We start from the raw sequence: 15,076 nt of genomic DNA, 5'->3' as shown, positions 1-15,076 counted from the left end.
GTATTACTTGCAGTAATTCAGATTAAATGTTTTGGGCCGCCACAGAGTACCTAGTCTTCACCCGGGCTGAAGCTCCACTTTGTGGGGTTACTTTTGTGCTTTGCTTTTTGAAGATGAATGTGTGAAAAGTATGCTGTTAATATTTCTAGGAGGTCTTTCCGTGGCCATCAAACGTTATAAAATCACTGTTGTAGGTGCCGGCTTCACCGGCGCGACAACGGCGCTCATGCTTGCACAAAAGGAGCTCGGCAATGTCGTACTGCTCGACATCCCGCAGCTCGAGAATCCGACCAAGGGCAAGGCGCTGGATATGCTGGAAGCCGGACCTGTACAGAAGTTCGACGCTCAGATTACAGGTACCGCAAGCTATGAGGATGCAGCAGACTCCGATATCGTTATCATTACTGCCGGAATTGCCCGCAAGCCCGGCATGAGCCGTGATGATCTCGTGAACACCAATGCTGGCATTGTGAAAACGGTTTGTGAGAATGTGAAGCGTGTGGCTCCTGAATCCATCGTAATCATACTAAGCAACCCTGTCGATGCCATGACTTATGTGGCTTACAATGCGCTTGGCTTTCCTAAGAACCGCGTAATCGGCCAATCCGGTGTGCTTGATACCGCACGTTACTGTACATTCATCGCCCAGGAGCTTAATGTTTCTGTTGAAGATGTACGCGGCTTTGTGCTGGGCGGACATGGCGATGATATGGTTCCGCTGGTGCGTTATTCCAGTGTTGGCGGAATTCCGATTGATACACTGATTCCGGCAGAACGTATCGCTGAGATTGTGCAGCGTACCCGTGTTGGCGGCGGAGAAATCGTCAGCCTGCTCGGCAACGGCAGTGCCTATTATGCACCGGCGGCTTCGCTTGTACAAATGACTGAGGCGATCCTGAAGGATAAGAAACGGATTATTCCGGTCATTGCCCTGCTGGAGGGTGAATACGGCTATGATAATCTGTTTATGGGGATCCCGGCATTGCTTGGTGCAGAAGGTATTGAGAAGATCTATGAGCTGGAGCTTACTGCAGAAGAGAAGGCGGCACTGGATAAGTCAGCTGATTCAGTCCGTGCCGTAACTTCAGCAGTGACGGTGTAACATTCGTACTATTCAGACACCACTATCACATTCAAATTGGAGGAGAGCAGTATGGACCGTATCTTCTATTTCCTGCATATGATTGGCACGCTGGCGCTGGGCTTTTATCTGGTACTACCGTTCATTCTGAGCGGGACTGCCAAGCTGTCCGCCCCGGCCAAAGAGGGTACCTTAAGCGCAATCGGAGGATTCAACCGGTTCGCCCAGTACGGACTTGTGATTCAGCTGCTGACCGGCGGCTACATGATGTCTCAGGGAGATTATTCAATCGCCTGGATGATTATTGTAACGGTGCTGCTGCTGGCGATGTTCGCCCTCGGCGGCATTATCAGCAAGCCTCTGCGCCTGGCCGCAGCCGGAATGCGTGAGAACCGTGATGTATCGGCGGAAACGAATAAGATCCGCACTATGAGCCTGCTGCTGATGGTTGTGCTGATTATCATGATGTTCTTCATGGTGTACAAGCGGCTTATCTAAATAGAATCTGTTCCTGCCAGTAAACCAGACAGCGGCAGCCGGGGCAAGTAACAAGCCCGGTCTGCCGCTGTCTGGTTATATGTGGGTACCTGCCTTTTATTCCTTCTCTAATACTCCGTAAAGTGTGATTTATTGCGGTACTATCCTGCCGTCCTTCATTACAAATCTGACCTTCCGCAGATTATTGATGTCGGCAAGCGGGTCTCCACCGACGACGAATAAATCAGCTATTTTGCCTGTTTCAATGGTTCCCAACTCATGGTCCAGCCTGCATATTTTTGCGCCGGTTGAGGTAGCGGCCGTAATAATCTCAAGCGGAGTCAGACCGGCTTCGCCTAACAAGGCAATTTCTGACCAGGGCATACCCAGCCTGTACCACGGGCCTTCCTCTTCGATAAAATCATCCCCCAGCCCAATCTCTCCGCCTGCCTGGAGAAATCTCCGGACATTATCGAGACCCTGTGCCAGCAGCGGCGCGCCGAATTTATCCTGAAACATTCGAAGTACAGTGAGGGTGGGGACAATACGTACATTAGCTTTTACCATTTGCGTAATCAGATCATCACCGAGACTGTCGTAGACCATGTGCGCCGCATCGCTGATCCCTGCGTTGACCAGAAGCTGAAGATTGTGTGCACTCGTTACATGCGCAGATACGTAAGACCCCATCCTCCGGGCTTCCCGGCAAATGCTCTCCAGTATTTCCTGGTTTAGCTGCGGCAGTCCGGTGGTACCGGGATCGTAACCGTCTTCCAGCGCTGTTTTGATACAATCTATTCCTTGTTCTAATACTTCACGCACCTTGTATCTGGCTTCATCCGCATTGCCCACCCCGATCGGGTCCTGGCCGCCATATCCGCCTGGGGCTGTGAACACTTTACCGGTCGTGATTACCCGGGGATACAATCTGTTATCCAGCTGTTTCGTATGTATAATTACATCTTCAATGGTTGCCGCTGTGGTCATCCCTTCATCGCGGATGGTGGTGATTCCTTCCGAGAGGCATGCCGCCAAGTATTCCTTATGGTACCCGTGAAGCAGCTCATTCTGCATGTACTTGAAGCTGGTATGGGCATGGGTATGGATAAACCCCGGCAGGATCACATGCCCCTCAAGATCAATCTCTGCTGCGGAATCCGGCTCCGTCCGTTTATTTGCATGCTGCGTAATTGTGCCGAACCGCCCGTTCACGATTTCTACGGTTGCGTTATAAAGCGGCTGCCGCCCGGTTCCATCGATTATGGTTGCGTTAGCCAGTACTATATTCTTATTGTCCATGGCAGATCCAGACCCTCCAGTGAAGATAGTTGTCTTCCAAGGGAAAGTATAGAATATTCCGCATTACCGGATATAGATAATAATCAGTTCATAATCGTTCATTACTTACTTACGGCAGGAGCCCTTCCAGTTTAAAAATGCCGTGCCGGGTAAAATCGGCGGTAATCTGCGCAGGGAGCAGGGTATACAGCTCGCTTATGGTGCACCAGCGGTAATCGGTATGTTCCTCTGAGAGAAGCACTTCCAGCTGCTGCTGCAGCGGACGGCACAGATAGGTGATGATGACGACCTGCCTGCCGGGAGCGGTCAACAGGGTCACTGCATAAAGGATACGTTCTGCTGTAACCTCAAGTCCGGTCTCCTCTTGAATCTCCCGCTGGAGTGCAGTCTCCAGACTCTCACCGAATTCGATTTTGCCTCCCGCACATTCCCAGCTCCCGGCACCGGCTGAATCTGCAGCTGTCCTGCGGACAAGCAGGATTCTCCCTTGATGCAGGATCACACCTTTTACCGCTACTATGATCGATTGTGATTTATTGGGCACTTACGGATCTCTCCTCTGTCCGCTGCCGGAAGAACGATTTGTGTTTGACCGGCATCAGGGTGTGGTAATTAACATAACGTATAGCCGCATATAGCGTGCGGTAAATTGAGCTGCAAGGCACAGGCTGAGGTTAATTATGAATAATCATTGCCGCTTAAGCCATCCTAACATGATCAGTTTCACAGAATAACTGCAGAATGAAAGGAGAATGAACTATGCCAGACAACAAACAACCCGTCAAAACCCTGCCCCCGCAGGTACAGGACCGTCAGCCGGGAATAGAAAGCGAGATGCATCCGCTGCCCGAATTTGAGACATCTGCGTATAAGGCGGCAGGTAAGCTGCTGGGCAAAGCGGCGCTCATTACGGGAGGAGACAGCGGAATCGGACGCGCGGTTGCTGTTCATTTTGCCAAAGAAGGCGCTGATGTTGTCATATCCTATCTGAACGAGCATGCCGATGCAGAGGAAACTAAGCGCCAGGTTGAACAGGAAGGGCGGAAATGTATTCTGATCTCCGGCGACATCGGGGTTGAGGCGTTCTGCCAGGATCTGATCAATAAAACGGTTGAGGGACTCGGCAAGCTGGATATCCTCATAAATAATGCGGCAGAGCAGCATCCGCAGGACAACATTGAGGATATTACCGCCGAGCAGCTGGAACGGACCTTCCGGACGAATATATTCTCCATGTTCTATCTGACTAAGGCTGCCATGCCCCACTTGAAAAAGGGCTCTGCCATCATCAACACCACTTCGGTTACAGCCTACCGCGGCCAGCCGCAGCTCTTGGATTATTCTGCGACCAAAGGGGCGATTCTCAGCTTCACCCGCTCGCTGTCCGTGAATCTGGCGGACAAAGGCATCCGGGTAAACGCTGTAGCACCCGGCCCGATCTGGACTCCGCTGATCCCGTCTACCTTTGACGCACAGAAGGTCAGTGAATTCGGCGCCACCCAGCCGATGAAACGTCCGGGACAGCCGGAAGAGCTGGCACCGGCATACGTCTATCTCGCCTCCGATGATTCATCCTATGTAAGCGGACAGGTAATACATGTGAACGGCGGAGAAATTATTAACGGCTAGGGCCGCAGGGATGAGCGGCTTCTGGAAGTATAAATAACCCGGTGAAAGAGCAGGATTAATCGGGCAGAATCAGGTGCGGAAGGCCAGCCGGCGGGCTGGCTTTTCCGCTGTTTAGAAATATACAATGCAAAAAATGTGGATAAAGGTAAAACAGTGACTAAAGCGGCGGAGAACAATATGGGGAGAGCCCGGATGCCGCGGCACTCGTGAAATAGATGGGAAAACGCCGCTGGCTAAAGAACGAAGGCGGCAATGTCAAAGAGCAAATTTGGGCAAAGTCCCACAAGTAAGCCGAATGCGGCGCTGGAGCGTAATATAAGAGGCAAATGTCAGTACTCCGGGTCAAAAGGAGTCCGATTGACGGACACCACAGCCTTTAATAGCTCATTTGCGGCCTATTCAGCGGGCTTGGGGACACCATGGACCTTATTCCCTGCTTTTCAGGTGCCAGCTTCACTTTCCCGGGGAAATAACGGCGCTGGTGTCCGCAAGGGCAGGGATTCGGGTACTTATCCACAATTTAGCGTCTCTCATGTCCGTTACGCTAAGCGATTAGCTGGGATAAGCATTGCGCGGACTGCCTATTCGCTTGGCACAGGTCAAGCCTTCAACGGGACAACAGAGTACCGGCTAAGCGCACCTGCAGGGTGGTTTAGTTCCTGTAATATAGGGCGCATTGAAAGCTCACAACTACTTCTGGAGGAAGGCCTGCACAAACTATGGGGCAGATGGCTTGGACGTTGCCGGCAGGCGGCCTCACTCATCAGCCGACAGCTCGTCCAGCGACAGCTCGAAACCGGGTGCCATGTGGGTGAGGAAGTATTCCAGCTCGGGCAGGGCCAGCCCCTTCAGCTTCGCTGCGGTCTGCTCCTTGGCCGCACCGAACTCGCGGTTGCCGGCGGCGGTCTCCAGGGTGCATTTCAAATAGGCATCCAGCACATCCGCCGCCTTGACGTACCGGAGCAGCCCGGCGTCCTCGGAGCCGGGCGGGCTGTCTTGGGGCTGCAGGAGCGGCGCATAGACTGCGCCAAGCTCCGGCGGGATCATCGCCGCCAGCCGCTCGGCGGCGACACGCTCCATCTCGCGGAAGCTGGACAGCAGCCGCGGATTGTTGTGCTTCACCGGCGTGGCGATATCGCCGGTGAAGACCTCGGTGGCGTCGTGGAACAGCGCCACCACAGCCGCGCGGTCGGCGTTCAGCGACCGGCCGAAGTGGACATTGCCGATGGTGCACAGCATGTGCGCCAGCAGGGCAGTCTGGAACGAATGCTGCGCCACGTTCTCCGGGGCGGTGCTGCGCATGAGGCTCCAGCGCCGGATATACTGCAGCCGGTAGAGATAGGCGGAGAAATGGTAGTTCAATTTTGAAGTAACCCCTTTCATGAGCCGCTTATTATGATATTATAATAACTAATTGTAACAGAGTTAGAGCGGCTTGATATAGCTGGAGAGGAGACTGAATGAAGATGCAGCATTTTGAAGACAGCGTTTATGATCTGATCGTAGAGACCTCCACGAATTTGCCGGGTGATGTGCGCCGGGCTGTAGCCAGAGGGCGGGCGCTGGAAGATCAGGCAACCCGCTCCGGACTGGCACTCACCACAATCGCCCGGAACATCGGCATGGCTGAGCATCAGGTATCCCCGATCTGTCAGGATACAGGAATGCCGACTTTTATTATCCACACGCCTGTAGGTGTAAATCAGATAGAGATGAAGAAGGATATTCATAACGCTGTGGTCCGGGCAACGAAGAACGGCAAGCTGCGTCCCAATTCCGTAGATTCGCTTACCGGCGAGAACAGCGGCGACAATCTTGGCGCAGGAACTCCCGTGATCCATTTCGAGCAGTGGGAAGAATCGGGCATTGATGTGCGGCTCATTCTAAAGGGCGGCGGCTGTGAGAACAAGAATATTCAGTATAGCCTCCCGGCAGAGCTTGAAGGTCTGGGCAAAGCGGGGCGTGATCTTGACGGCATCCGTAAATGTATTCTCCATTCGGTCTACCAGGCCCAGGGCCAGGGCTGCAGTGCCGGGTTCATCGGCGTAGGAATCGGGGGCGACCGCACCACCGGATACGAGCTGGCGAAGAAGCAGCTGTTCCGCAAGGTGGAGGATGTGAACCCGGTTGAAGATTTGGCTAAGCTGGAGCAGTATATTATGGATAATGCCAACAAGCTGGGTATCGGCACGATGGGCTTCGGCGGTGAGGTTACGCTGCTGGGCTGCAAGATAGGGGTCATGAACCGCCTGCCGGCGAGCTTTTTTGTCTCAGTGGCTTATAACTGCTGGGCCTTCCGCCGCCAGGGTGTTCTGGTTGATCCGGCAACCGGCAGCATCCGGGAATGGCTGTATGAGAGCGGAACCGGAATTTCCGTAGACGGCAACGGCGCCGGAGTGCCGGCAGCTGAGCCTGTCGCTGTATCTGCTTCAGGTGCTGTACTATCCGGTATCACACCTGAGGATGCGGTTATTCCTGCGGCACCAGCCGGCATGACAGGTGCTGAAGCTGCAGGTGCCGCCCCGGCGGCACCTGCCTCGACTGGTTCGCGCGAGATCCGCCTGACCACCCCGATCAGTGAGGAGGATATCCGCAGCCTGCGGGTCGGTGATGTGGTCATTCTCTCCGGGGAGATGCATACCGGACGCGATGCCCTGCACAAATACCTCATGGACCATGAGGCTCCTGTTGATCTGAACGGTGCGGTTATTTACCACTGCGGGCCGGTCATGCTAAAGGATGAGGACGGCTGGCATGTGAAGGCCGCAGGACCGACGACAAGTATCCGCGAGGAGCCGTATCAGGGCGATATTATTAAGAAATTCGGCATCCGCGCCGTAATTGGTAAAGGCGGTATGGGACCCAAAACCTTGAAGGCGCTGGGCGAGCACGGCGGTGTCTATCTCAATGCCATCGGCGGGGCAGCGCAGTATTATGCCGAATGCATCAAAAAAGTGAATTCAGTAGACTTCATGGAATTTGGAATTCCTGAAGCGATGTGGCATCTGCAGGTAGACGGCTTTGCTGCAATTGTGACGATGGATGCGCACGGCAACAGCCTGCATGCGGATGTCGAGAAGGACTCTGCTGCCCGGCTGGCCCAGTTCAAGGAGCCGGTATTTAAATAAGCAGCTTGCTGTTAACGGCAGGTTTCAGTACAAAAGACCTCTTTCACTTGATGAAAGAGGTCTTTTGTGTGAGATATGTTTTTATAAGAATTTGCGCAACTTCTCCCTCTTAAACAGCGGTCCGTTTGCGGAGCGTTCACCCTAATTGCGGCGTTACTCCTGCTCATACCACTGGCTCCAGACGCTTGCACCCATTTTACAATGCGTTGATAATCCGGTCAGCAACTGGTATTTTGACGGAAATGGGGTTAGGATGTTCTCAAGGACACAGACATAACGACAAGGAAGAGGACTGCTATTGATGAAACCGTTCCGCATTCGACTTACCTTCATACTGATGGCCCTGATCGGAATATCTATGCTCGGGGCTGGCATTACAATGGCTCAGCTGTTTAAGGATTCACATATTTCCGTGCTGGAAGAAAACATGTCCCGGGAAATAAAACTGCTATCCGGCACTTTTTCATTCAAGGATATGAACAGTCCGGACGCGATGGACTACTATACGGACCAGGCCCGGCAGATCTCTGAGCTGACCGGCTCACGCATTACTTTCATTACGAAGGAAGGCCGGGTTATCGGAGATTCAGAGCGGAATCCGCTGGAAATGGACAACCACTCTACCCGTGAGGAGGAGCTGCTTGCCGCCAAGGAGGGAATTGGCCGGGCAATCCGTTACAGTGATACGCTGGACCGCGAGATGCTCTATGTAGCAGGTGCCGTAGTCTCAGATCAGGGCTTTGACGGATATATCCGGCTGTCGATGGGGCTGGATGCCGTGACTGAAGGGCTGAACCGGGCGTGGATGATAATGGCGGGCGGACTCGTACTGCTCTTCATCGCGGCCACATTCGTGAGCTACAAGGTTGCATCGAGCATGACCTCACCGCTGGAGCAGATTACCCGGGTAGCAAGACGCATCACGGATCTGGATTATGATGCCCGGGTGCCGATGAACCGCAGGGATGAAATCGGCCAGCTGGCCACAGCCATCAACGCGATGGCAGACAGTCTGCAGGCCCAGCTGAAGACGATCCGCGATAACGAGGGACTCCTGCAAAGCGTACTCGACAACATGACCGGCGGGGTTGTAATGATTAATGCCGAGGGAGAAATTGCCCTGCTTAACCTGGCTGCCGAACGGCTGCTTGATGTGAAGAACAGTGAGGTAACCGGACATTCCTACAAAGAGATCAAACATCATTATGAGCTGACCCGCCTGATGGAGCAGGGGATCGCTGATAATGAACCGATTCATGATGAACGGATAATCTATAATCCGGTGGAGCGGATTGTCCGTCTGGACGGTGTGCCGATGATACAGGACGGTTCAACGCGCGGGATGCTGTTCCATCTCCAGGAGGTAACGGAAATCCGCCGGCTGGAAAGAATGCGCAGCGAATTCGTCGCCAATGTCTCCCATGAGCTGAAGACGCCGGTCGCTGCGGTCAAAGGCTTTGCCGAAACGCTGCTTGGCGGCGGGGTCACGGATGAGAAGACGGCCCGTTCCTTCCTGCAGATTATCTATGACGAGAATGAACGGCTGAACCGTCTGATCGGAGATATCCTGGAGCTGTCCAAAATCGAATCCAAGCGCGTCCAGCTGGAATGCTCGCCTGTGCATCTGATAGATTTCTTTGATTCCGTGCTTGAGACGCTTAGTAAGGTCGCAGAGAAGAAGAAGATCAGTCTCAGCGCGGAGGTCCCTCCGGAATTGTTCATCGAGGGGGATGAGGACAAGCTGCGCCAGATTTTCATGAATCTGCTCTCCAATGCAATCAATTATACCCAGGACGGCGGCAATGTCAGAGTTACCGTAATTAACGTCCAGAAGAAGAACGGCTCAGAATCTGTACGCTTTACTGTCAGCGATACCGGGATGGGGATACCGCGCAAGGATCTGCCGCGCATCTTCGAACGGTTCTACCGGGTGGACAAAGCCCGCTCCAGAAGCTCCGGCGGAACAGGCCTGGGCCTGTCGATTGTGAAGCATCTGGTAGACCTGCACCGCGGCTCCATTACAGTAGAGAGTGATCTGGGCATCGGCAGCTCTTTCATTCTTGAATTGCCGCTGCTGCAGGAAGAAAGCGAATAGTCCGATTAACCCGGTGTGTGAAATTTGTTAAATTTGCATATATGTTAGCAAGGGGTTAATATTAAATTCGGAATTTTACACCCAGTTAATATTGTGGTGCTATGATGGGCATGTATGCAGTTTTGTAAAATTTATAACCTAAGAAAAGACGGGGGAACCTATGGCACAACGATTGCTTGTCATTGAAGACGAACCGACACTGGCCCGGCTGCTGTCTTATAACCTGACACAGGAAGGCTATGAAGTGACGGTGGAGGATCATGGAACGGCAGGATATGACCGTGCGACTAGAGAACCTTTTGACTTAATCGTACTGGATCTTATGCTGCCAGGCATGAATGGCATCGACATCCTGGATAAGCTGCGGGGACAAGGCATACGCACACCGGTTATTGTGCTTACGGCTAAAAATGCTGAAGAAGATGTAGTCCGGGGGCTAAAGTCCGGAGCGGATGATTATATAACGAAGCCGTTTGGCGTATCCGAGCTGCTGGCCCGTGTCAGTGCGGTTCTGCGGCGGATCTCAGGGCTGGCTGAGGAGACGCCTCCGGAAGCAGCGGTATCCGCATCCACCATTATTCTGGGACAGCTGGAGATTTATCCGGAGCGTTATGAGGTATCGCTTGGGGGACAGAGCATCAACCTGCGCCCTAAGGAATTCGAGGTTCTGTTATATCTGGCCCGCAAGCCGGGTGTAGTGCTGACGCGTGATGATCTGATGAATGCGGTCTGGGGCTTCGATTATATCGGGGGCCAGCGTACCGTGGATGTTCATGTCAGCTCACTGCGCAAGAAGCTTGAGCTGGATCCGGAATCCGTGCATATCGATTCGATCCGCGGTGTTGGCTATAAGCTGGTTGTGAACAAGAAGAGAGCACCGGTCATTTAAAATGGCGGTGTTCTCTTTCTGATACACTTTTCCTGATTTTTGATTTTACACAGCGTTAACAATTCTCTGGAGCTCTATTTACACTGAAAGCTTATCATGGGGAACGAAGATGATGAGAAGGAGATAATATAAACTAATGAAATCCATCATTGACATAGAGAAGCTTGATCTCTTCTATGAGTCATTCCACGCACTGAAGAATGTGGATCTGCGTATTCCGGAGAAACAGGTTACCGCTTTTATCGGTCCCTCCGGCTGCGGAAAGTCCACCCTGCTGCGTACCCTAAACCGTATGAACGACATGATTCCCGGAACACGTATTGAAGGAACAGTGAACATTGGCGGTAAAAATATTTACAGTGACGAAATTGAAGTGGAAAGCCTGCGCAAGCAGGTCGGTATGGTATTCCAGCAGCCTAACCCGTTCCCTAAGTCGATCTATGACAATGTGGCTTACGGTCCCCGCCTGCACGGTGTGAAGAGCAAAGCTGAGCTAGATGAGCTTGTAGAGCAAAGCCTGCGCCAGTCTGCACTGTGGGAGGAAGTGAAGGACTTCCTCAAGAAGTCTGCACTCAGCTTGTCCGGCGGTCAACAGCAGCGCCTCTGTATTGCCAGAGCCCTTGCCGTGCAGCCCGATATTCTGCTGATGGATGAGGCAACCTCCGCACTTGACCCGGTATCTACACTGAAGATTGAGGAACTGGTACAGGAACTGCGGGATAAGTATACGATTGTGATGGTCACGCATAATATGCATCAGGCCGCCCGTGTATCGGGACGCACCGTATTTTTCCTGAACGGCGTTATCGTGGAGGCAGCGGATACGGAGCAATTGTTCTCGAATCCGAAAGACTCCCGCACTGAAGATTATATCTCCGGCCGTTTCGGCTAAGCGGCAACAGGAATTCCTTCCCGGAAAGAAATCAGCTGGCCATATGTTACTGAGGAGGATCGTTTTCAATATGATTCGCAGAAAAGAATTCGATAAAGATCTGGAAGAACTGCGCACACTGCTGCAGCAGATGGGCGAACATGTAACAGATGCACTGGATGGTGCAGTAGTAGCTCTGCAGACCCTGGATACTGCACGTGCCCAGGATATTGTTAAAGCTGATTTGCGGCTTAACGCTATGGAAGACCGGATTATGGAGATCGGCTCACGCCTGATTATTACCCAGCAGCCGGTAGCGAAGGATCTGCGCCGGATTATTGTCGCCTTCAAAATTTCCAGTGACCTTGAACGTATGGGCGATCTGGCACTGGATGTAGCCAAGGTGACGATGCGCATTCAGGGACAGCAGCTGATTAAGCCGCTTGTGGATATTCCGCGGATGGCCGAGATTGTGACTGGAATGATTACAGAAGCCATTCAATCCTATCTGGATGAGAATACGGATCTGGCTTACAAAATGGCCCAGGACGACGATCAGGTAGACGGGCTGTACAGTGCGATGATTAATGAACTGTATACTTACATGGTTCAGAAGCCTGAATCCGTGAATCAGGCGATGCTGCTTACACTGGTTGGCCGTTATATTGAGCGGATTGCCGACCATGCAACGAACATCGGTGAAAGTGTAGTTTATCTGGTAACAGGTAAACGTCCGGACTTGAACCAATAGTGAAATAGATTGCTGACGGCAAGCCCCCTCTCCCCGGGGGCTTGTTTTTTTGTTTTAAATGGGCCCTGTTTGGAAATCCTGCATTACAGGCCGCTCAGGTTCATTTTGATGCGGAGCATATGGTACTATGTAAGAAGCAAGCAAGAAAAGGCGAGGTGCTAGTGTGGACAAGCTGATACTAATTGATGGAAATAATATCATTTACCGGGCGTTTTTCGCGATGCCGCCGCTGACGAATACAGCGGGGCAGCAGACGAATGCGGTATACGGATTTACGACGATGCTGCTGCGCCTGATTGACGAGCATAAGCCGAGTCATATGATTGTTGCCTTTGATGCCGGGAAGATCACCTTCCGGCATGAAGGCTATGAGGATTACAAGGGCGGACGCCAGAAAACACCGCCGGAGCTCTCCGGGCAGTTCCCGCTGCTGAAGGAGCTGCTGCAGGGGCTGGGTGTGCCGCAGTTTGAGATCAGCGGCTATGAGGCTGATGATATTATCGGGACGATCTCCCGTGAGGCGGATGCCGCCGGCCGGCAGGTAATGATTGTATCCGGGGATAAGGATATGCTGCAGCTGGCTTCAGAGCATACCACTGTAGCGCTGGTCCGCAAGGGTGTTACGGATGTAGAGCTGTACGGTCCGCAGCAGATCCGCGATAAATATGATCTGACACCAGAGCAGATCATTGACCTTAAGGGACTGATGGGCGACGCCAGCGATAACATTCCCGGTGTGCCCGGTGTCGGAGAGAAGACGGCGCTTAAGCTGCTCCAGCAGTTCGGGTCGGTAGAAGGGGTGCTGGCCGGAACAGGTGAGCTGAAGGGTAAGATGAAGGAAAAGCTGGAAGAGCATGCGGACAGCGCCATCATGAGCAAGAAGCTGGCAACTATCTACCGCGAAGTTCCGCTTCAGCATTCATGGGAGGACATGGTCTTCAGCGGAATTAATGCAGATACGGCGGGTCCGGCACTGGCCAAGATGGAATTCAAATCCCTGCTGGAGCGGCTGTCGCTTAGCGCCTATGCCCCGGGGGCAGGCGGAGGCAATCCGGATGGTGCCGCTGTGGAAGCGGCAGAGCTTGACATCACCATCATTGATGAAGCCGGGCTGCCGGAGCTGGCTGCTGCGCTGCCGGATATTACGGCTCTGCATGTGGAATCAAACGGGGAGAATCCGCACCGGGCGGAGGTGATCGGCATCGGTCTGTCTTCTCCGGAGAAGCATTACTTCGTGCCGGTCAGCTTGCTGCAGAGCACCGCCTCAGACCCGCTGCGGGCTTGGCTCGGCGATGACAAAGCGCCGAAGAGCGGCTATGATCTGCACCGTGCCGACCTTGCGCTGCATTGGCAGGGCATTGCTTTTGCCGGAGCGGCCCACGATGTCCAGCTTGCCGCGTATCTGCTGGACCCGACGGAAGCCAGCCAGAATCTAAATGATCTGACCGGCAAATACGGGCTGCCCCGTCTGGCACCGGATGAAGAGGTGTTCGGCAAAGGTGCCAAATACAAGTTACCGGAGCTTGAGATTCTCGGAAACCACGTAGCCCGTAAAAGCGCAACTGTACTCGGTATTGTGCAGAAGCAGCAGGAGGCGCTGGATGAGACCGCGATGACCGGGTTGTTCGAAGATCTGGAAATGCCTTTGTCACGGATTCTTGCTGATATGGAGAAGCAGGGGATTGCGGTGAACAGAGATGATCTTATAGAGCTCGGCAAAGAATTCGAAGCGCAGATCGCGAGCCTGGTTGCCGAAATCTATGCGGTATGCGGTACAGAGTTCAATCTTAATTCAACCAAGCAGCTTGGGGACGTACTGTTCGTTAAGCTTGGACTGCCTGTGGTGAAAAAGACGAAGACCGGCTACTCGACGGATGCCGAGGTGCTGGAGAAGCTGGCTCCTTATCATGCCGCCGTGCGTCTGATTCTGCAGTACCGTTCCATTGCCAAGCTGCAGTCTACCTATGTAGAGGGCCTGCTGAAGGAAATTTCCCCGGACACCGGAAAGGTGCATACCTTCTACCGGCAGACCATTGCCGCAACAGGACGGCTGAGCAGCCAGTTCCCGAACCTGCAGAACATTCCGATCCGGCTGGAGGAAGGGCGCAAGATCCGTAAGGTATTCGTTCCATCGGAACCGGGCTGGTCCATTCTGGCGGCGGACTATTCGCAGATTGAGCTGCGGGTGCTGGCGCATATCTCCGGCGATGAACGGATGAAGGAAGCTTTTGTCGAGGATATGGATATTCACACCAAAACAGCGATGGACGTATTCGGCGTTACAGCGGATATGGTGGACAGCAACATGCGCCGTTCCGCTAAGGCGGTTAACTTCGGGATCGTCTATGGAATCAGTGATTACGGTCTATCCCAGAACCTGAATATTCCGCGTAAGGAAGCAGCGCAGTTCATCGAGCAGTATTTCGAGGTATTCCAGGGTGTACGCCGTTATATGGATGATATTGTCGTAGAGGCCCGCAAGCAGGGATATGTAACCACCTTGCTGGAACGCCGCCGTTATTTGCCGGATATCAATGCGAAGAACTTTAATTTGCGCTCGTTCGCTGAGCGTACCGCGATGAACACGCCGATTCAGGGAACGGCTGCCGATATTATCAAGCTGGCTATGGTGCAGATGGATAAGGCGTTGTATGAACGCGGACTGAGGAGCCGTATGCTGCTGCAGGTGCACGATGAGCTTGTCTTTGAGGTGCCGGAGGAAGAGCTGGAGCAGATGAAGCAGCTGCTGCCTGAGGTTATGGCGGGAGCGCTCAAGCTGTCAGTTCCGCTGAAAGCGGAGGTAAGTTATGGAAGTAACTGGTATGAAGCGAAATAGGCTCCCCGTTCATACAGCTT

General features: G+C 53.2%; 12 protein-coding genes. 9 read left to right on the top strand and 3 right to left on the bottom strand.

All coding sequences use genetic code 11. From position 1 onward, the window contains the following. The first annotated feature begins 160 nt into the window (after window positions 1-160). Both mdh and LOS79_RS14255 read left to right on the top strand, forming a co-directional pair. Window positions 161-1,102 (top strand): malate dehydrogenase, encoded by a 942-nt coding sequence (gene mdh, locus LOS79_RS14260; RefSeq protein WP_315420831.1) that lies wholly within the window; start codon window positions 161-163, stop codon window positions 1,100-1,102. A 51-nt stretch (window positions 1,103-1,153) separates the two neighbouring features. Continuing rightward, entirely contained in the window at window positions 1,154-1,579 is a 426-nt protein-coding gene (locus tag LOS79_RS14255) for a hypothetical protein (RefSeq protein WP_315420829.1), read from the top strand. A 129-nt stretch (window positions 1,580-1,708) separates the two neighbouring features. Here LOS79_RS14255 and LOS79_RS14250 read toward each other — a convergent pair whose 3' ends face one another. Both LOS79_RS14250 and LOS79_RS14245 read right to left on the bottom strand, forming a co-directional pair. After that, a complete protein-coding gene (locus LOS79_RS14250; RefSeq protein ID WP_315420827.1) occupies window positions 1,709-2,857 on the bottom strand; it encodes an amidohydrolase family protein in 1,149 nt (382 codons plus the stop codon). A 109-nt stretch (window positions 2,858-2,966) separates the two neighbouring features. Then, window positions 2,967-3,401, bottom strand: coding sequence for an NUDIX hydrolase (locus LOS79_RS14245; protein ID WP_315420824.1), 435 nt, complete (start codon window positions 3,399-3,401; stop codon window positions 2,967-2,969). Window positions 3,402-3,616: 215 nt separating this feature from the next. Here LOS79_RS14245 and LOS79_RS14240 point away from each other — a divergent pair, with 215 nt between their 5' ends. Then, window positions 3,617-4,486: an SDR family oxidoreductase gene (locus LOS79_RS14240; protein WP_315420822.1), complete on the top strand. Its 870-nt coding sequence runs from the start codon at window positions 3,617-3,619 to the stop codon at window positions 4,484-4,486. 756 nt (window positions 4,487-5,242) lie between these two features. On the opposite strand, the gene yfbR is transcribed toward LOS79_RS14240, so the two are convergent. After that, window positions 5,243-5,848, bottom strand: coding sequence for a 5'-deoxynucleotidase (yfbR, locus tag LOS79_RS14235; protein WP_315420819.1), 606 nt, complete (start codon window positions 5,846-5,848; stop codon window positions 5,243-5,245). A 104-nt stretch (window positions 5,849-5,952) separates the two neighbouring features. Here yfbR and LOS79_RS14230 point away from each other — a divergent pair, with 104 nt between their 5' ends. The 6 genes from LOS79_RS14230 to polA all read left to right on the top strand — a co-directional run bounded on the left by LOS79_RS14230 (window position 5,953) and on the right by polA (window position 15,056). Next, complete coding sequence (locus LOS79_RS14230; protein WP_315422227.1) at window positions 5,953-7,614, top strand: fumarate hydratase; 1,662 nt, start codon at window positions 5,953-5,955, stop codon at window positions 7,612-7,614. A gap of 301 nt (window positions 7,615-7,915) precedes the next feature. Then, entirely contained in the window at window positions 7,916-9,709 is a 1,794-nt protein-coding gene (pnpS, locus tag LOS79_RS14225) for a two-component system histidine kinase PnpS (protein WP_315422224.1), read from the top strand. A 160-nt stretch (window positions 9,710-9,869) separates the two neighbouring features. Further along, a complete protein-coding gene (locus LOS79_RS14220; RefSeq protein WP_315420816.1) occupies window positions 9,870-10,598 on the top strand; it encodes a response regulator transcription factor in 729 nt (242 codons plus the stop codon). Window positions 10,599-10,734: 136 nt separating this feature from the next. Further along, on the top strand, window positions 10,735-11,490 hold the full coding sequence (pstB, locus tag LOS79_RS14215) for a phosphate ABC transporter ATP-binding protein PstB (protein ID WP_315420813.1): 756 nt from the start codon (window positions 10,735-10,737) through the stop codon (window positions 11,488-11,490). A gap of 70 nt (window positions 11,491-11,560) precedes the next feature. Next, window positions 11,561-12,220 (top strand): phosphate signaling complex protein PhoU, encoded by a 660-nt coding sequence (gene phoU / locus LOS79_RS14210; protein WP_315420811.1) that lies wholly within the window; start codon window positions 11,561-11,563, stop codon window positions 12,218-12,220. Between the two features lie 163 nt (window positions 12,221-12,383). Then, a complete protein-coding gene (gene polA, locus LOS79_RS14205; RefSeq protein WP_315420809.1) occupies window positions 12,384-15,056 on the top strand; it encodes a DNA polymerase I in 2,673 nt (890 codons plus the stop codon). Window positions 15,057-15,076: the final 20 nt, after the last annotated feature.

Source organism: Paenibacillus sp. MMS20-IR301 (assembly GCF_032302195.1).
Lineage (GTDB): Bacteria > Bacillota > Bacilli > Paenibacillales > Paenibacillaceae > Paenibacillus_AQ.
Note: the sequence above shows the minus strand (reverse complement) of the source record. Positions and strands in the feature narration are given on the sequence as shown.

Bases quoted from the DNA above. Each gene is read 5' to 3' on its own strand.
- LOS79_RS14255 (WP_315420829.1), top strand. From the start codon at position 1,154: ATGGACCGTATCTTCTATTTCCTGCATATGATTGGCACGCTGGCGCTG.
- LOS79_RS14250 (WP_315420827.1), bottom strand. From the start codon at position 2,857: ATGGACAATAAGAATATAGTACTGGCTAACGCAACCATAATCGATGGA.
- LOS79_RS14240 (WP_315420822.1), top strand. From the start codon at position 3,617: ATGCCAGACAACAAACAACCCGTCAAAACCCTGCCCCCGCAGGTACAG.
- LOS79_RS14230 (WP_315422227.1), top strand. From the start codon at position 5,953: ATGCAGCATTTTGAAGACAGCGTTTATGATCTGATCGTAGAGACCTCC.
- pnpS (WP_315422224.1), top strand. From the start codon at position 7,916: ATGAAACCGTTCCGCATTCGACTTACCTTCATACTGATGGCCCTGATC.
- LOS79_RS14220 (WP_315420816.1), top strand. From the start codon at position 9,870: ATGGCACAACGATTGCTTGTCATTGAAGACGAACCGACACTGGCCCGG.
- pstB (WP_315420813.1), top strand. From the start codon at position 10,735: ATGAAATCCATCATTGACATAGAGAAGCTTGATCTCTTCTATGAGTCA.
- phoU (WP_315420811.1), top strand. From the start codon at position 11,561: ATGATTCGCAGAAAAGAATTCGATAAAGATCTGGAAGAACTGCGCACA.